At 71.0% G+C, this 15,723-nt stretch carries 16 protein-coding genes and 1 pseudogene; 6 read left to right on the top strand and 11 right to left on the bottom strand.

Annotated elements, in window-relative coordinates:
* Window positions 1-96: 96 nt before the first annotated feature.
* Window positions 97-807 carry a TIGR03089 family protein gene (locus ACGFMK_RS31140; RefSeq protein WP_392770666.1) on the top strand — a complete coding sequence of 237 codons (711 nt, stop codon included), beginning with the start codon at window positions 97-99 and terminating at the stop codon, window positions 805-807.
* A 63-nt stretch (window positions 808-870) separates the two neighbouring features.
* Here ACGFMK_RS31140 and ACGFMK_RS31135 read toward each other — a convergent pair whose 3' ends face one another.
* Entirely contained in the window at window positions 871-1,311 is a 441-nt protein-coding gene (locus ACGFMK_RS31135) for a DoxX family protein (RefSeq protein ID WP_392770664.1), read from the bottom strand.
* Window positions 1,312-1,439: 128 nt separating this feature from the next.
* Window positions 1,440-2,255, bottom strand: a complete 816-nt coding sequence (locus ACGFMK_RS31130) for a DUF1206 domain-containing protein (protein ID WP_392770661.1) — start codon at window positions 2,253-2,255, stop codon at window positions 1,440-1,442.
* 79 nt (window positions 2,256-2,334) lie between these two features.
* Here ACGFMK_RS31130 and ACGFMK_RS31125 point away from each other — a divergent pair, with 79 nt between their 5' ends.
* Complete coding sequence (locus ACGFMK_RS31125) at window positions 2,335-2,736, top strand: hypothetical protein (RefSeq protein WP_392770659.1); 402 nt, start codon at window positions 2,335-2,337, stop codon at window positions 2,734-2,736.
* On the opposite strand, the gene ACGFMK_RS31120 is transcribed toward ACGFMK_RS31125, so the two are convergent.
* Both ACGFMK_RS31120 and ACGFMK_RS31115 read right to left on the bottom strand, forming a co-directional pair.
* Window positions 2,733-3,158: a hypothetical protein gene (locus ACGFMK_RS31120; RefSeq protein ID WP_392770657.1), complete on the bottom strand. Its 426-nt coding sequence runs from the start codon at window positions 3,156-3,158 to the stop codon at window positions 2,733-2,735. The two genes, ACGFMK_RS31125 and ACGFMK_RS31120, sit on opposite strands and share 4 nt — an antisense overlap.
* Window positions 3,159-3,226: 68 nt before the next feature.
* A complete protein-coding gene (locus ACGFMK_RS31115; RefSeq protein ID WP_392770655.1) occupies window positions 3,227-4,156 on the bottom strand; it encodes an esterase/lipase family protein in 930 nt (309 codons plus the stop codon).
* A 204-nt stretch (window positions 4,157-4,360) separates the two neighbouring features.
* Here ACGFMK_RS31115 and ACGFMK_RS31110 point away from each other — a divergent pair, with 204 nt between their 5' ends.
* On the top strand, window positions 4,361-4,549 hold the full coding sequence (locus tag ACGFMK_RS31110; RefSeq protein WP_392770652.1) for a hypothetical protein: 189 nt from the start codon (window positions 4,361-4,363) through the stop codon (window positions 4,547-4,549).
* Window positions 4,550-4,628: 79 nt separating this feature from the next.
* Here the strand turns inward: ACGFMK_RS31110 and ACGFMK_RS31105 are convergent, their stop codons facing one another.
* Complete coding sequence (locus ACGFMK_RS31105; protein ID WP_392770650.1) at window positions 4,629-5,786, bottom strand: acyl-CoA dehydrogenase family protein; 1,158 nt, start codon at window positions 5,784-5,786, stop codon at window positions 4,629-4,631.
* A 114-nt stretch (window positions 5,787-5,900) separates the two neighbouring features.
* Between ACGFMK_RS31105 and ACGFMK_RS31100 the strand changes: the two genes are divergently transcribed.
* The gene (locus tag ACGFMK_RS31100; protein ID WP_392770647.1) at window positions 5,901-7,565 is read left to right on the top strand and encodes a class I adenylate-forming enzyme family protein; all 1,665 of its coding nucleotides are present in this window, start codon (window positions 5,901-5,903) and stop codon (window positions 7,563-7,565) included.
* On the opposite strand, the gene ACGFMK_RS31095 is transcribed toward ACGFMK_RS31100, so the two are convergent.
* Window positions 7,557-8,567: an Lrp/AsnC family transcriptional regulator gene (locus tag ACGFMK_RS31095; RefSeq protein WP_392770645.1), complete on the bottom strand. Its 1,011-nt coding sequence runs from the start codon at window positions 8,565-8,567 to the stop codon at window positions 7,557-7,559. The genes ACGFMK_RS31100 and ACGFMK_RS31095 overlap by 9 nt on opposite strands.
* 99 nt (window positions 8,568-8,666) lie before the next feature.
* On the opposite strand from ACGFMK_RS31095, the gene ACGFMK_RS31090 reads away from it, so the two are divergent.
* Window positions 8,667-9,362, top strand: coding sequence for an SDR family oxidoreductase (locus ACGFMK_RS31090; RefSeq protein WP_392770642.1), 696 nt, complete (start codon window positions 8,667-8,669; stop codon window positions 9,360-9,362).
* A gap of 4 nt (window positions 9,363-9,366) precedes the next feature.
* Here the strand turns inward: ACGFMK_RS31090 and purE are convergent, their stop codons facing one another.
* The 5 genes from purE to ACGFMK_RS31065 form a co-directional block, all read right to left on the bottom strand.
* Window positions 9,367-9,864 (bottom strand): 5-(carboxyamino)imidazole ribonucleotide mutase, encoded by a 498-nt coding sequence (gene purE / locus ACGFMK_RS31085; protein WP_392770639.1) that lies wholly within the window; start codon window positions 9,862-9,864, stop codon window positions 9,367-9,369.
* Between the two features lie 10 nt (window positions 9,865-9,874).
* Window positions 9,875-11,059 carry a 5-(carboxyamino)imidazole ribonucleotide synthase gene (locus tag ACGFMK_RS31080; protein ID WP_392770636.1) on the bottom strand — a complete coding sequence of 395 codons (1,185 nt, stop codon included), beginning with the start codon at window positions 11,057-11,059 and terminating at the stop codon, window positions 9,875-9,877.
* 20 nt (window positions 11,060-11,079) lie between these two features.
* The gene (locus ACGFMK_RS31075; RefSeq protein WP_392770633.1) at window positions 11,080-12,276 is read right to left on the bottom strand and encodes a glycosyltransferase 87 family protein; all 1,197 of its coding nucleotides are present in this window, start codon (window positions 12,274-12,276) and stop codon (window positions 11,080-11,082) included.
* On the bottom strand, window positions 12,251-13,600 hold the full coding sequence (locus ACGFMK_RS31070; protein WP_392770630.1) for a glycosyltransferase 87 family protein: 1,350 nt from the start codon (window positions 13,598-13,600) through the stop codon (window positions 12,251-12,253). The genes ACGFMK_RS31075 and ACGFMK_RS31070 overlap by 26 nt, the downstream gene beginning before the upstream one ends.
* A 71-nt stretch (window positions 13,601-13,671) precedes the next feature.
* Complete coding sequence (locus tag ACGFMK_RS31065) at window positions 13,672-14,520, bottom strand: GGDEF domain-containing protein (protein ID WP_392770628.1); 849 nt, start codon at window positions 14,518-14,520, stop codon at window positions 13,672-13,674.
* A 268-nt stretch (window positions 14,521-14,788) separates the two neighbouring features.
* Here ACGFMK_RS31065 and ACGFMK_RS31060 point away from each other — a divergent pair.
* Window positions 14,789-15,703: pseudogene (locus ACGFMK_RS31060) on the top strand (sigma-70 family RNA polymerase sigma factor); the annotation flags it as partial.
* Window positions 15,704-15,723 lie beyond the last annotated feature (20 nt).

The following is a 15,723-nucleotide window of genomic DNA, read 5'->3' as shown; positions in this document are numbered from 1 at the left end:
GTCGCTCTATTATATTTGCTTGCAAAGCAAAGCTACTCACGGCGGCGAACCGGTGTCAACCGGCGAGGCACGTGGTCCGCGCTTTAGCCTTGGCGCATGAGCCTCACCGACGAGCTGCTGCGGCCGCTGCAGGCCTCGCCCGCCAAGCCGTTGATCACCCACTACGACGACCAGCTCGGCAGCCGCGTCGAGCTGTCCGTGGCGACGACCGTGAACTGGGCCGCGAAGACGGCCAACTGGTTGACCGAGGAGTTCGACATCGAACCGGGCGACGCGGTGGCCGTGCAGCTCCCCGCGCACTGGCAGACCGTCGGCGTGCTGCTCGGGGCGTGGTGGTGCGGTGCCCGAGTGGTGACCGAGGGCACGGGCGCGCGGGTGGCGTTCGTCGGGCCGGACGACCCCGAACCGACGGGCGCGACCGCGACCGCCGTCGTGACACTGGACCCGATGGGCCGCGGCCTCGACGAGCCGCCGGGCGGCGGCGCGTTCGACTACCTGACCGAGTCCCGGATGGCGGGCGACCAGTACCGGCCGCTCTTCCCGATCCCCGGCGACACGGCCGCGCTGTTCGACTCCACTGTGGACGAGATCCTCGCGGAAGCCCGCGGCCGCGCGTCGAAACTCGGCCTGAGCGCGGACGACCGCGTACTGTCCACACGCGACTGGAGCGGCCCCGAGGGCATCCTCGACGGCCTGCTCGTCCCCCTCGCGGCCGGCGCCCACCTGGTGCACGTCAGCAACGCGGACCCGGCCAAGCTGTCCGCCCGCCGCGACGCCGAGCGCACAACCGCCGACCTCTCCGCCTGATGTCCATGAATGGCCCATTGAGGGACTTGAAGTCCCTCAATGGGCCATTCACGGCTTTACGGGTCAGGCGTTCTGGAGTTCGCCCACTTCGGACTCGCGGCGGGCGCGTTTGCGGCCCCACAGCAGGTGGTCCAGGGAGATGCGGCCGCCGTTGAAGCCCAGGGCGAGCCCGGCGAGCGCGAGCACCAGGACCAGCTCGTAGCCGCCCTGGCCGGTGAGGCCGTTGTCGATGTGCACCGAAAGCAGCGCACCGACCGAAATCACGACGTAGCCGACGCCGACCAGCGGCAGCAGGAACCCGGCGATGAACGCGATCGAGCCGAGGATCTCGACGGTCATGGCGAAGATCGCGGCGACCGTCGGCATCGGGATGCCCGTCATCGCGAAGAACTTCGCGGTGCCGTCGACGCCGTTGTTCCACTTCTGGATCCCGTGCGCGAGGAAGACGACCGCGACGCCGATCCTCCCCAGCAACAGGGCCACGTCCTTGAATCGTCCGAACATCCGGTCCCACTCCCGATCGGTGAAATTTCAACTGACCCGACCCAAAGTAGGGCACCCGGCACCCGTGATCGAAGCGCCGGAGGGTGATCGACAGGGAACCGACAGGGACGATCGCGAGGAGGCGCGCGTCAGCGCTTGTGCGCCCAAGCCGCGCCGAAGCAGTAGGCACCGAACGCGGCGAGGCCAAGGGCCACCACGGTCAGCAGCACGGTGCCGAAGGGCTGGGCGGCGAGCGTCTTCAGGGCGGCGTCCAGCCCGCCGGCCTTGTTCGGGTCGGCGTTGAACCCGGCGTAGGCGAGGAGGATCGCGACGATCGCCAGCACGACGCCCTTGGCGAGGTAGCCGGCCTGGCCGAGCCAGGTGACCCAGCGCTTGGACTTGCCCGGCAGGTCGGTCATGTCGAGGTCTTCCAGGAACTTCTTCTTGACGCCCTTGACGCCGGACGCGATCGCGACCCCGAGCACGGCCGCGGCGGCGATGACCACCAGCGCCGGGCCGAACGGGAGCTGCAGCAGCTTGGCCGTGAACTCCTGCTGGGTCTGGTTGCTCGATCCCCCGCTGCCGCTGCCGATGGCGATCTTGAAGGCGGAGAAGCCCAGCGCGATCACGACGACGCCGCGCGCGCCGGCGCCGATCCGCTTGCGCGTCCGCTTGCCGCCGCTGACCCACGTGTAGCCGACCGCGGCCATCATGAACTGCCACAGGCCGAAGAGCACCAGTCCGAGGGCCAGCACCCAGAGCAGAACCTGCCCGAACGCCTTCGAGCCGATCTCCTGCAGGGCGCCCTTCTGATCGGCCTGCTCACCGCTGCCGAACGCGACCTGCAGGGCGAGGTAGGCGAGGACCAGGTGGACCAGGCCGTAACAGGCCATGCCGACCCGGCCGAGCAACTGCGCGGTATCGGTCTTTTCGCCTCTGTGGGCCGTGGCCGCTGTCCGGTTCATGCCTGGTGGGTACCCATTGCGAAGCCCGATCGGCTGCGCCATGCGGCCTAATCGCCCACTGTGATGGGACGATGCCCGCATGGATGCGCGGCTGGTCGGTTATTGGTCGGAGTCGGCACTGGATCCCGGCTCCCCCGAGTACACCGAACTGGGTTTCCGCGCGGACGGCACCGGCTGGCAGTACTGGACGAGCTGGAGCAGCGCGTTCGCCGTCCACCGGTTCGACTGGCGCACCCCGGGCCCGGGCCGCCTCACCGCGCGGCTGCGGATGGCGATCGACGGCGCGTGGTCGCTCGACGGCCCGGACGTCGCGCACCGGATCGAGCGCCGCGAGCACGTCGACCTCGTCGTCGAACTCGGCTGGGAGCTGGGGCCGGACCGGCAGCTGACGCTGGACGCGCCGTTGGTGGACGTCCTGGGCGGCACGAAGTTCCTGCCGGTCGACGGCGGCGGCACCGACCCGACGCTCACCGAGCCCTAGGCGGACCGGCGGCGCACCTCGTCGAGGCGGGTCCAGCCGCCGTGGACGGCGAGCAGCGTCAGCACCTGCTCCGCCTGTTCGCCGAACCGCGCGAGGTCGTCGTGCAGCAACGCGGCGCGTTCGCCGTCGAGCTGGTCGAAGTCGTCCCACCAGAGCCCGATCGCCGAGCCGGCGGTGACGACGAGCCCCTGCACGAGCCGCAGGAACCCGGCGGACGGCACGTCGGTGGCGTCCCGGTAGGACGTCTCGATCTCGTCGCAGGCCGCGAGCAGGTCCCGCAGCTGACGGACGGCGCCGGCCGGGGTGCCGTCCCACGCGGCCGTGGGCCAGGCGCGGTCGGCCAGCTCGAGCCACAGCCGCCAGCCGGCGACCAGCTCGGCGTCGTCACGGGGCGTCCAGGACGCGGGGACCGGCCAGTACATGCTTCGAGCGTGACACCGCCGGGACGAAAATCCGCCCCGGCGGTGGGTTATGTCTCATGTGGTGAAGCTCAGCTGATCACCGGCGGCACCGGCACGCAGGGCGGCGTCTTGGCGTGCGCCGGGTCGAGTGCGTTGAGCACCAGCCCCTGGGCGACCGGGTCGTAGGTGATGCCGAGGTGGTCGGTGAAGTCGAGCCCGCAGACGTTCTGCAGCAGGATGTTCTTCACGTTCGGTTTCGCCGGCAGGAACGCGCTGGTGTACGGCGTCACGACGTCGTCGTAGCGGGTCTGGATGACGGTGTACTGGATGCCGTCGACGGTTTCCCCGCCGGCGTTGAGGTCGGTGAGGAAGGCCGACCCGACGGCCTGTTCGTTGCACGACTGGCACACGGTGCCCAGCGCGGCGGGCACCCCCGGGATCATTTCGAGCGTGCTCAGCAGGCCGAAGAGGTCGGTGCCGTGGTTGGACGGCGACAGCCCGACGAGCCGGCTGATCTTGCCGGCGCCACCGAGGTACTTGATCCAGTACCGGATGTTCATCCCGCCCTGCGAGTGCCCGACGACGTCGAGTTTCGCCGCCCCGGTCGCGTTCAGGATCTTGTCCCCGAAGGCGGCAAGCGCTTTCGCGGTGTCGGCGATCGGCCCGACGGTCTGCAGGAAGCTGCCGGGTGCCCCGCCGAAGTTCCCGGCGAAGACGCAGTACCCGGCGTTGGCGAGCTTCTGCGACAGGTTCGCCCAGTTCTCGTAGGCGTTGGCGGTGGTCCCGTTGGAGAGCAGCACGGGATTGGGATGCTTGCTGGACGGCTTGCAGTTCCAGTCGTTCGTCCCCGGCGGCGCGATGGTCGGCGCCCCGAGCGAGTAGACGGCGGCGGTGAGGATGTTGGGCTGCACGGGCCCGGTGGGTTCTCTGACCGCTGCTTGGGCCGTGGTGGCCCCCAGTACGAGCGCGGCTGTCACGGCCATCCCGGCTACCAGCCACCTGCGCGTCCTCAAGCCCATCCAATTCACCTCTCTGTGAATCGACAGTGACTTGCATCACCACCCTCATTAACGCGCGAGTAACTTGTCCGGACACTCCCCCTGGTGAGTGATTTTCGTTCGGCCATTGACCTGCTATGAGTGACACAAGGTGAGGTTAGTGACACTCACGAACATGACAAAAACCGCGTTGACGACCCAGCCGCGGCGCAGTTGGCTCCCGGCATGGCCAGGCGGCGTTACGTGGCGAGGGGCGTACCGGGCGGCTACCGGATCTGGGACACCAAGGGCCGTCGCTGGTGGGGCGACCACTACGAACTGTGCCCCGACGACCTCCTGGCCGAGCTCAACGGCGCGAAGGACCCAGCGAAGATGACGGCGCTCCTGAAGCGGCATCGAGCCCAGCGCCGGTGACCCTCCCGGCGCGCGCTCGGCGACACGAAAACGCCCCCGGCACGAGGGCGTGCCGGGGGCGTTCGGGGTTCGCCGGGAGTCAGCCCTTGAGCAGGGCGCGGGCCATGACGACCTTCTGGATCTGGTTGGTGCCTTCGTAGATCTGGGTGATCTTCGCGTCGCGCATCATGCGCTCCACCGGGAAGTCGCGGGTGTAGCCGGCGCCGCCGAAGAGCTGGACCGCGTCCGTCGTGACCTCCATCGCGATGTCCGACGCGTACGTCTTCGCCGCCGAGGCCATGAAGCCCGCGCGCTTGTCGCCGCGCTCGCTCGCCGCCGCCGAGGCGTAGACCAGGTGGCGGGCCGCCTCGATCTTGGTGCCCATGTCGGCCAGCATGAACTGGACGCCCTGGAACTCCGCGATCGCCTTGCCGAACTGCTTGCGGTCCTTGACGTACGCGATCGCCGCGTCCAGCGCGCCCTGGGCGATGCCCAGCGCCTGCGCGCCGATCGTCGGGCGGGTGTGGTCGAGCGTGCGCAGCGCCGTCTTCAGGCCGGTGCCGGGCTCGCCGATGATGCGGTCCGCCGGGATCGTGCAGTTCTCGAAGTAGATCTCGCGCGTCGGGGAGCCCTTGATGCCGAGCTTCTTCTCCTTCGGGCCCACCGAGAAGCCCGGGTCGTCCTTGTGCACCACGAACGCCGAGATGCCGTTGGCCTTCTTCTCCGCGTCCGGGTCGGTCACGACCATCACGGTGTACCAGGTCGATTCACCCGCGTTGGTGATCCAGCACTTGGTGCCGTTGAGCACCCAGTGGTCACCGTCGAGCCGCGCGCGGGCGCGCATCGACGCGGTGTCCGAGCCCGCTTCGCGCTCCGAAAGCGCGTACGAAGCCGAAGCCTCGCCGGACGCGATCGAGGGCAGAACCTGCTTCTTCAGCTCTTCCGAGGCCGACAGGATGATCGGCTGGGTGCCCAGCTTGTTCACCGCCGGGATCAGGGACGCCGACGCGTCGACCCGGGCGACCTCTTCGATCACGATGCAGGCGCCGACGGCGTCCGCACCCTGGCCGTCGTACTCCTCGCCGATGTGGACGGCGTTGAAACCCGACTTGACCAGCGCGTTGTACGCCTCGATCGGATAACGCTCGTTCTCGTCGACCTCGGCCGCGTACGGCGCGATCTCCTTCTCGGCCAGAGCCCGGACCGCGGCCCGCAGCTCCTCGTGCTCCTCGGCAAGCTGGTACAGGCCGTCGGTCACTCCGGTCACCTTCTCTACGACGTCGGGAGGGTTCCGTCGATGTTAGCGCTCGTTCACTGACTGCGTCCGCCGTCGTCCTTGTGTCCTTGACCGCAGAATTCGTATGGTCGAGTGATGCCGCTCACCGCGCCGACGACGCCGCCCGGTCTGCCCACCTCCCTCGACTACCCCGAAGTCCCGGTCGGCTCGATCCTCGCCGCGGGTGCCGCGCGCTGGGGCGACCGGACCGCCTTCGCCCAGGACGGCCACAGCCTCACCTTCGCCGAGACCTACCGGGCCGCCTGCCGGTTCGCGAACGCCTTGCGCGAGCGCGGCATCGGCCGCGGCGACGTGGTGGCCCTGCACCTGCCCAACTGCCTGGCCTTCCCGATCGCCTACTACGGCACGCTCCTGGCCGGGGCGACCTTCAGCCCGACCAACCCGCTGCTCCCGCCGGACGACCTCGCGTTCCAGCTCGCCGACTGCGAGGCCGCGGCCGTCGTGACGTTCGGGCCGGTCGCGGGCGCGCTGGCGAGCGTCGCCGACCGGATCCCGGCGAAGTTCGCCGTCGTCGTCGCCCCGGCGGGCGACCTGCTCGACGACCAGGTCGAGTTCGAAGCGTTCCACGCCGGACAGCCGGAAACGCGCCCCGACGTCGCCATCGACGTCCACGAAGACCTCGCGCACCTCGCCTACACCGGCGGCACCACCGGCCGGTCGAAGGGCGTGCGGCTGACCCACCGGAACGTCGTGGTCAACACGCTCCAGCACTCGTGCTGGGGCTCCGGCTCGGTGCCGGCGCTCGACGCGAACGGCGAGGTCACGATCGACCAGATCGGCAGCGAGGACGAGTGGCCGTCGCGGCTCGGCACCGGCGTCGCGATCAACCTGACCCCGTGGTTCCACGCGATGGGCATCATCGGCGGGATGAACGCGGCGGTCGTCGCCGGCACGACGACGGTGCTCCACGCGCGCTTCGACCCGGCCGCCTACATCGCCGACGCCGAGCGGCTGCGGGTCACCGGCCTCGGCGGCGCGCCCGCACTGTTCGCCGCGCTGCTCGCCACGCCGTCGTTCCACACCGCGGACCTGTCTTCGGTGCGGTCGATCGGCTCCGGCGCGGCGCCGATGAACCACGCGATGATCAACGCGCTGCGCGAGCGCTTCCCGGGTGTCGTGGTCGCCGAGGGCTACGGCCTCACCGAGGCGACGATGGGCGCGGTGATCTCCCCGACGTACCGCTCGGGCACCCGCAAGGTCGGCTCGGTGGGCGTCCCGATCTTCGACACGGAGGTCAAGGTCGTCCCGGCCGAGGGCGGCGAGGACCCGGTTCCGGCGGGTGAGCGCGGCGAGGTCTGCCTGCGCGGCCCGCAGATCATGCAGGGCTACCGCAACCGACCGGAGGAGACGGCGGCCGCGCTGGTCGACGGCTGGCTCCACACCGGCGACATCGGCATCCTCGACGAGGACGGTTATCTGTCCATCGTGGACCGCAAGAAGGACATGCTGCTGTACAAGGGGTACAACGTCTTCCCCCGCGAGCTGGAGGAGCTGCTGATCACGATGCCGGGCGTCGCGGCGGCCGCGGTGGTCGGCCGCCCGGACACCGAGGTCGGCGAGCTGCCGGTGGCGTTCGTGGTGCCGCGCGGAGACCTGGACGCGGACGAGCTGATGGCCGCGATCAACGAGAAGGTCGTGCCCTACAAGCGGTTGCGGGAAATCCACGTCGTCGAGCAGATCCCGGTGTCGGCCGCGGGAAAGGTGCTCAAACGGCAGCTGCGCGACCAGCTTTCAAGCTAGGCGGTCGCCGGAGAGGAAGGTGCCCGCCTGCTTCACGTGCCGGAGCAGCGGGGAGACCTCCATGCTCTGCAGGCCCGGCAGCGAGCCGACCTGGTCGGAGGTGAACTCGAACAGTTCGTCCAGGCCCCGGAGGGCCGCGACCGCGTGGAGGTTGTGCGGGCCCGACACCGCCGCGGCGAAGGCGACTTCGGGCAGCTGGGCCAGCGCGCGCCCGACGCTCTTGATCGCCGACGGGTGCACGCGCAGCCACAGGTTCGCCCGGGCGTGGTAGCCCAGCGCCGTCGCGGCGATCTCGACGTCGATGTGGACGACGCGCCGCTCCAGCAGCGTCTGCAGGCGCCGGGACGCCCGCCCGGGCGTGAGGTCCGCCGCCGCGGCGAGGTCGACCAGGCTCGCGCGGCCGTCCTCGGCGAGCACGGCGAGCAGCTGCTCGTCTTCGGAGGTGAGGTGCACCGGCTCGCGGGCCACCACCGGGGCTTCCGTGAACGGCGCGCCCTCGCTGCCCAGCGCGGCTTCCTGCTCCGGCGTCAGCGTGCCGCGCAGGGCGGCCCAGTAGTGGCCACGGCCGCCGATGAACTGGCGCAGCATCGCGGACGCGTGGATGTCCAGCACGGCCGCCGTGCGCGGGAGCTGCCGGCCGAGCAGGTCGTCGCGCTCGTCCTGGGTCCGCGACCGGACCGCGCAGGTGACCTCCGAGCCGGCGGCGCCGAGCGCCACCCAGCTGACGTCTTCGCGCTTCGCGAGCGCGTCGGCGATCGCCGCGCCGCTGCCGGGACGGCAGCGCAGCCGCACCAGCCACTTGCTCTGGCCCAGTGCTCCCGGATCGACAATGCCCGCCACCCGGACAACCCCGTCGGCCCGCAGCCGCCGGTAGCGCCGCCCGACCGCGGCTTCGGTGACCCCGAGCACGCCCGCAATCGAGGCGAACGACGCCCGCGGCGCGACCTGGAGCGCCCGCAGGAGACGCACATCGTCGGGCGACGCAACGACGGATTCGGCCATCAATGCTCCTCACGTCGAGGCAATCCTACAAATCACCCCGGCGAACACGCCGTAACGACGTCATCGCGGTGAGACTGGGACCGAACCCAAGGAGACGAAATGACCAACCCCACCGCTCTGATCGTGGGGGCGTCGCGCGGCCTCGGCCACGCGATCGCCGCCGAACTCGCCGACCGGGGGTGGCACGTCATCGGCACCGTCCGGGACACCACCGCCCGGACACCCCTGCACGACCTGGCGGACCGCGCGGACGGGCGCGTCGAGATCGAGCACCTCGACATCACCGAACCCGATCAGCTGCCGCCACTGCGCGAGCGGCTCGCGGACCGGCGGCTCGACGTGCTCTTCGTCAACGCCGGGACCACCAACAACCCGCAGACGCCGATCGGCGAGGTCTCGACCACCGACTTCGTCGACGTGATGGTCACCAACGCGCTCAGCCCGATGCGCGTCATCGAGGCGCTCGGGGACCTCGTGCCGCCGGACGGGCTCATCGGCGCGATGTCGTCCGGCCAGGGCAGCATCACGAACAACACGGCCGGCTCGCGCGAGGTCTACCGGGCCAGCAAGGCCGCGCTGAACATGCTCATGCGCAGCTTCGCGGCCCGGCCGTCCGAGGCCGAGCGCGCACTCGTCGTCGTGGCCCCCGGCTGGATCCGCACGGCCCTCGGTGGCCCGGACGCGCCGTTCACCATGGAGGAGAGCGTTCCGCTGATCGTCGACGTGCTCCTGGCGAAGCAGGGCAAGCCCGGCCTCGAGTACCTGGACCGCAACGGCGAGACCGTGCCGTGGTGACCGGTCAGTGGCCGGTCTTCTCGCGCAGGGCCGCGTCCTTGTCCAGGACCAGCTTCTCCAGGTCGCGCTGGAACGTCGCCATCTTCGACCGCAGGCCTTCGTCGGACGCGGCGAGGATGCGGACCGCCAGCAGGCCCGCGTTGCGCGCGCCGCCGACCGAGACCGTGGCCACCGGGACGCCCGCCGGCATCTGGACGATCGACAGCAGCGAGTCCAGGCCGTCCAGGTACTTCAGCGGGACCGGGACGCCGATCACCGGCAGGACGGTCGCCGAGGCGACCATGCCCGGGAGGTGGGCCGCGCCGCCCGCGCCCGCGATGATCACCCGGACGCCGCGGGCCACCGCCGACGTCGCGTAGTCCAGCATGCGCTGCGGGGTCCGGTGCGCCGAGTAGACGCCGACCTCGTACTCGACGCCGAACTCGTCCAGCGCCGCGCCGGCCGCTTCCAGCACCGGCCAGTCCGAGTCGCTGCCCATGATCACGCCCACCTGCGGCGCCATACCTGATCTCCTAGTGAATCTCGTGGCCGTCGAGCCAGACGGCGTGGGACAGCCAGTGCGCCGACAGCAGGGCCCGGTTGCGCAGGTCCTCCATGCGGTCGCCGGTGAAGTTCACGTGCCCGAGCTTGCGGCCCGGCCGCTCCTGCTTGCCGTACAGGTGCACCCGCGCCTCCGGGTACCGCGCAAACAGGTGGTGCAGCCGCTCGTCCGGCCCCATCCCGGGCAGCTCCGACGCGCCCAGCACGTTCGCCATGACACACGCGGGCGCGACCATGTCGGTGCGGCCCAGCGGGTAGTCGAGCACGGCGCGCAGGTGCTGCTCGAACTGGGACGTGCGCGAGCCGTCCATCGTCCAGTGGCCGGAGTTGTGCGGCCGCATCGCGAGCTCGTTCACCAGCAGGCCGGTGTCGGTCTCGAACAGCTCGACCGCCAGCAGCCCGGTGACGTCCAGCGTCGCCGCGACGCGCAGCGCGAGATCCTGCGCCTCGTGGACCCGCTCGTCCGACAGGCCCGGCGCCGGGGCGAGGACCTCGGTGTTGATGCCACCGGACTGCACGGTCTCGACCACCGGGTACGCCGCACCCTGGCCGAAGGGCGAGCGGGCGACGAGCGCGGCCAGCTCCCGCCGCATCGCCACCTTCTCCTCGACCAGCAGCGGGGTGCCCGCTTCCAGCAGCCCCGGCACGGTCTCCCGGGCCTGCTGGGCCGTGTCCAGCATCCAGACGCCGCGGCCGTCGTAACCGCCGCTGGACGCCTTGAGCACCACCGGCCAGCCGTGCGCGCCGCCGAACTTCACCACGTCGTCCACAGAGGACACTTCGGCGAAGGCGGGGCCCGGCACGCCCATGCCGGCCATCATCTCGCGCATCACCAGCTTGTTCTGCGCGAAGCCGAGCGCGGACGGCGCCGGGCGGATGGTGTGACCCTCCATCGCCAGCGTCAGCAGGTGCTCGCCGGGCACGTGCTCGTGGTCGAACGTGAGCACGTCGACCGAGGCCGCGAACGCGCGCAGCGCCTCGAGATCGGTGTGGTGACCCAGCACGACGTCGCCCGCGACGAGCCCCGCCGCTTCGTTCGCACCCGCGGCGAGCACGCGCAGGGACTGGCCGAGGGAGATCGCCGCCTGGTGGGTCATCCGGGCGAGCTGCCCGCCGCCCACCATGCCCACGACGGGCAGACCGGTGTGTTTGTCCATAGCGCGCTCAGCCTAAACGACTAAACGGTGACCACCTGCGGTGACCGCCGGACCAGGCGAACCTCACGCGCCGCCAGCACGACGATCCCGGCCGCCGCGGCGAGCACGTAGACGTTGCCGAGGACCGACCAGCCCAGGCCCCAGCCGAACTCCGTGTCACCGCCGTTGGGCACCAGCATCACCACCTGCGAGGCGAACAGCACCGCGACAGCCGCCGCGGCCCAGCGCCTGCCCTTCACCAGCAGCAGCGTGATCAACGGCACGGCCCAGACCCAGTGGTGCGACCACGACACCGGCGAGAGCAGCAGGCCGTAGAACGCCGTGACGAGCAGGGCGGCCGCGTCCTCACCGCGCCGGTGCAGCCGCACCACCAGCCACACCGCGGGCACGGCCAGCACCGCCGCCACCCCGACCGCCACCGCCAGCGACCAGGGCGCGAGGTGGGAAGCACGGTTGACCAGCCCGTTGAGCGACTGGTTGAAGATCCAGTGCACCGATCCGACCCGGCTCGGGTCGGTCGCCGAATCCCGCCAGAACCGCAGCGCGTCGACCGGGATGACCGCGAACATCACCGCTTCCAGTACGGCGAACGTGCCCAGCGCGCGCAGCCCGTCCTTCCACCGGCCGGTGAAGAACAGGTGCGGCACGAAGATCAGCGGGGTGAGCTTGATCGCCGCCGCCACGCCGATCAGCACGCCCGCCCAGCGCGACTGCCGCGCCGAGAGCACCAGGACGTCCAGCACCACGAACGCCATCAGTATCAAGTTGATCTGGCCCAGGAACAGCGTCTTCCACACCGGTTCCAGCGCCAGAGCGGCGGCCGTTCCCGCCGGCAGCGCCCACCACGCGAGTGAGCGCCCCGGCGACGACGAAACCACCGTGATCACGACCATAAGGGCGACCACCGACAAAACCGCGACCACGCCCCAGACCAGGCCCGACGGCACCAGCGCGAGCGGCAGGAACAGCGGCGCGGCGGCCGGGGTGTAGGTGAACGGCAGCCGCACCCAGTCCGGCAGCGCGGTCAGCACGTCACGCGTGTAGAGCGGGTCGCCGTGGACCAGGGTCAGCGCGCCGGCCCGGTACACCGCGCTGTCCGCGCCCAGGTGCCAGCCGGCCAGCCAGGCGACGACGCCGAGGACGAGAACGAGAAGCGCGATCCCCCCGGCGAGAACCCGGCCGGTGCGGGCCTCAGACGCCGGTGGGGACGTCGACATGCTCGCCGGCCGCCGCCTTCTTCCGGGCCCGCCGCTGCAGCCCCCAGCGCAGCGCCAGGGCGAGGGCGAGGACGACCGGCATCAGGATGTACGCGTCACCCAGGACGTTCTGCCACACCGTCCAGTGCAGCTCGACGTTGCGCCCGTTGGGCAGGATCAGCAGCACGCAGCTGACGAACACGAACGCCGCGAGGAACGTCCCGACCCAGCGCTTCCACGCCGTCGCCGGGGTCGTCTTCGGCAGGCGCGAGACCAGCAGCACGATCAGCGGGACCACCCACACCCAGTGGTGGGTCCAGGAGATCGGCGAGATCAGCAGCGTCCAGAACGCGGTGACCAGCAGCGCGGCCAGCGCCTGGCCCTTGCGGTGGAACCGCATGAGCAGCCACAACGCCGGGATGGCGAGCAGGAAGCCGATGCCCATCGCCGCCTTCGACGCCCACGGCGCGAGGTCGGTGGCCCGGTTCATCAGGGCGTTCAGCGACTGGTTGCCCGCCCAGTGCACCGGCCCGATCCGGCCGGTGTCGGGCAGCGTGACGGTCCAGTACTTGGCCGCGTCGTGCGCGTTGATCAGGAACATCAGGCCCTGGAGCAGCACGAACGTCGCCAGCCCGCGCAGCGCGTCCTTGCGGCGGCCGGTGATGAACAGGTGGCCGAGGAAGACCAGCGGCGTCAGCTTGATCGCCGCCGCGACGCCGACCAGCACGCCGCCCCAGCGGCTCCCCCGCGCGCCGATGACCAGCATGTCCAGCAGGATCATGGCCATCAGGATCAGGTTGATCTGGCCGAGGAAGATCGTCCGCCACACCGGCTCGAGGCCGAGGAAGACCAGGAAGAACACGATGGTCGAGCGGGCGGGCGAGGCCCACCAGCGCGGTCCGTCGTCGGCCGGGCGGGGCAGGGCGCCGATCGCGATCCGGATCGACAGTGCCATCGCCATCAGCGAGATCGCGGTGATCAGGCCCCAGGAGATCTGCGTCGGGAACGCCGCGAGCGGCACGAAGATCAGCGCCGCCGTCGGCGGGTAGGTGAACGGCAGCAGCGCCCACCACGGCTCGTTGGCCAGGGTGTTCGCGTCGTAGAGGGAATCGCCGTGCAGCAGCGTGAGCGCACCCGCGCGGTAGACCGCGCTGTCGACGCCGAGCACCCAGTCGTGCTGCCAGCCCCAGATGCCGTACCCGATCGCGACCAGCGGGATCACCGACAGGATCAAGATCGACCGCGGGCGCACGGACAGGCGGGCGATGGACTTGCGCAGGGCCAGGCGGTGCGTGGATCTGGCCGCGACTTCGCCGTCGATCTCGGTGGAAACGGTCCTGGTCACCTCACCAGGAAATCATGGCGGCCCGGGTTCAGGTCAGAAGGGTCCGGGCGGAACCGGACTTTCCGGCTTTTCTACACCCGCGCGAGCCGGGCCAGCAGGTCGCAGGCCAATTCGTGGGTGGTGGGCAACCGCACCGCCGAGACGCGCGGCTGGCCGGCGTCCGCCAGCTGCGCGTCGACCGACAACCGCTCGTGCAACGCCCTTCGCAGCGCGACCCCGTGGGACGCGACCTTGTCGTCCCGCGGCACCAGCGCGGCGACCACGGACGGCCCGAGCGAGGCGACGCTCTGGCCGGTGTCGAACACCGCCCGCAGCGCGTCCGCGACCAGGATCATCCCGGTCAGCCGCGGGAAACCGGCGACGGTGCTGAGGTCCAGCGAGACGACCAGCAACATGTGTTCCTCGGCCGCCGGCCGCTCGCGCGCCGTGGCGGCCTGGTAGACCTCGACCAGCCGCGTCCGCAGGTAGGCGGCCGAGGGCAGGCCGGTCAGCGGGTCGGTGACCTCGGTGTGCACGAGCTGGTCGGTGGCGACGTCCGCCCAGGCCAGCGCCGTCATCCGGAGCAGGCGGGACGGCGTCGCGTCGACGTCGGGCGAGACGAACCCGTCACCGGCGTGGTCGAGCACCGCGTGCAACGCGGCCAGGTCGGCGAGGGTTTCGGCGAGTCCGGCACCGGCCGCCGCGCGGGCCCTGGCCAGCCCGGCCAGCGCGATTTCGGCGGCCTCGACGCGGCCCTTGTTCATCACCGCCGCGCAGACGGCGTCGACCTCGGGCAGCGCCCAGTCGCTGGGGAAGCGCCAGCCCGCGGCGAGGCTCGCCGTGCGCCAGCGCCCCCGCAGCGCGCGGAGGGAGCGGTCGCGCTCGGCGGTGGACGGAACGTCACCGGGGCCGGATCGCGTACCGGTTGCCGGAACATCCACTGGCCACCCGCCCCATTCGTCGAACTTGTCGATCTTGCTCGGTGCTTCACGGTGAGGACGCACGGCGGAGTACCCCGTGACGGCGTACTCACCAGTTTTGTTAAGAAGCTTTTCTCCGGGCCCGGTGAGGGGCGGGTGATTTTCTTGCGCCGTCGGTGTCTTCACCCCCACCACGACGTGACCGTTCCGACCGGGTCAGTCACACTTGCCTCGTGACCCGGGCCCGCCTGTAATGGCAGGTCCAGGCCTTAGCCGACCGAGGAGTGCCGTGTCCACCATTCCCGCCGATCTCAGCGGAAAGAGTGACGCCGAGCTGATCGCGGAGGTCCGCGCCGGGAAGATCGCGTCGTACGGCGGTCTGTACGAACGCCACACCGGCGCGGCGCACAACCTCGCCCGTCAGCTGGCCCGCTCGAGCTCCGAGGCCGACGACCTGGTGTCCGAGGCCTTCGCGAAAGTGCTGGACACGCTCCGTGGTGGCAAGGGGCCGGACACCGCCTTCCGGGCGTACCTGCTGACCGCCCTTCGCCACACTGCGTACGACCGAACGCGCAAGGAGCGCCGGGTCGACCTCAACGAGGACATGGCCGACGTCTCCGCCGAGGCGCTCACCGTCCCGTTCTCCGACACCGCCGTCGCCGGGCTCGAACGGACGATGGCCGCGAAGGCGTTCGCGCGGCTGCCCGAACGCTGGCAGGCCGTGCTCTGGCACACCGAGATCGAGCAGCAGAGCCCGGCCGAGGTCGCGCCGCTGCTGGGGCTGACCGCGAACGGCGTCTCCGCGCTCGCCTACCGCGCCCGTGAAGGGCTGCGGCAGGCGTACCTGCAGGTCCACCTGCAGGAGAACGCCGAGGAACGCTGCCGCGCCTGCGCCGAGCGGCTCGGCGCGTGGACCCGCGACGGGCTGTCCAAGCGGGAACGCGCCCAGGTCGAGAGCCACCTCGACGAGTGCGACAACTGCCGGGCGCTGGCCGCGGAGCTGGCCGACGTCAACGGCGGCCTGCGCGCGATCATCGCCCCGATCGTCCTGGGCGGCGCCGCGCTGGGTTACCTCGCGACGATCGGCGCGGCCAAGGCGAGCGCGGCCACCGCGGCGGCGGCCGGTGCGGCCGCCGCCGGGGCCGCGGCCGCCGGTGGCAAGGCGGGCGCGGCGGCCGGGGGCGCCCCCCCCGGGGCTCGGCAGAGCCCACCGCTGTAAACAAC

Origin of the sequence: Amycolatopsis sp. NPDC049252, from assembly GCF_043197175.1 — a bacterium.
Classification (GTDB): Bacteria; Actinomycetota; Actinomycetes; order Mycobacteriales; family Pseudonocardiaceae; genus Amycolatopsis.
Note: the sequence above shows the minus strand (reverse complement) of the source record. Positions and strands in the feature narration are given on the sequence as shown.

Bases quoted from the DNA above. Each gene is read 5' to 3' on its own strand.
- purE (WP_392770639.1), bottom strand. From the start codon at position 9,864: ATGGCGCCGCAGGTGGGCGTGATCATGGGCAGCGACTCGGACTGGCCG.
- ACGFMK_RS31080 (WP_392770636.1), bottom strand. From the start codon at position 11,059: ATGGACAAACACACCGGTCTGCCCGTCGTGGGCATGGTGGGCGGCGGG.
- ACGFMK_RS31100 (WP_392770647.1), top strand. From the start codon at position 5,901: ATGCCGCTCACCGCGCCGACGACGCCGCCCGGTCTGCCCACCTCCCTC.
- ACGFMK_RS31130 (WP_392770661.1), bottom strand. From the start codon at position 2,255: ATGAACCGGACAGCGGCCACGGCCCACAGAGGCGAAAAGACCGATACC.
- ACGFMK_RS31135 (WP_392770664.1), bottom strand. From the start codon at position 1,311: ATGTTCGGACGATTCAAGGACGTGGCCCTGTTGCTGGGGAGGATCGGC.
- ACGFMK_RS31120 (WP_392770657.1), bottom strand. From the start codon at position 3,158: ATGTACTGGCCGGTCCCCGCGTCCTGGACGCCCCGTGACGACGCCGAG.
- ACGFMK_RS31125 (WP_392770659.1), top strand. From the start codon at position 2,335: ATGGATGCGCGGCTGGTCGGTTATTGGTCGGAGTCGGCACTGGATCCC.
- ACGFMK_RS31140 (WP_392770666.1), top strand. From the start codon at position 97: ATGAGCCTCACCGACGAGCTGCTGCGGCCGCTGCAGGCCTCGCCCGCC.
- ACGFMK_RS31090 (WP_392770642.1), top strand. From the start codon at position 8,667: ATGACCAACCCCACCGCTCTGATCGTGGGGGCGTCGCGCGGCCTCGGC.
- ACGFMK_RS31115 (WP_392770655.1), bottom strand. From the start codon at position 4,156: ATGGGCTTGAGGACGCGCAGGTGGCTGGTAGCCGGGATGGCCGTGACA.
- ACGFMK_RS31095 (WP_392770645.1), bottom strand. From the start codon at position 8,567: ATGGCCGAATCCGTCGTTGCGTCGCCCGACGATGTGCGTCTCCTGCGG.
- ACGFMK_RS31110 (WP_392770652.1), top strand. From the start codon at position 4,361: ATGGCCAGGCGGCGTTACGTGGCGAGGGGCGTACCGGGCGGCTACCGG.
- ACGFMK_RS31075 (WP_392770633.1), bottom strand. From the start codon at position 12,276: ATGTCGACGTCCCCACCGGCGTCTGAGGCCCGCACCGGCCGGGTTCTC.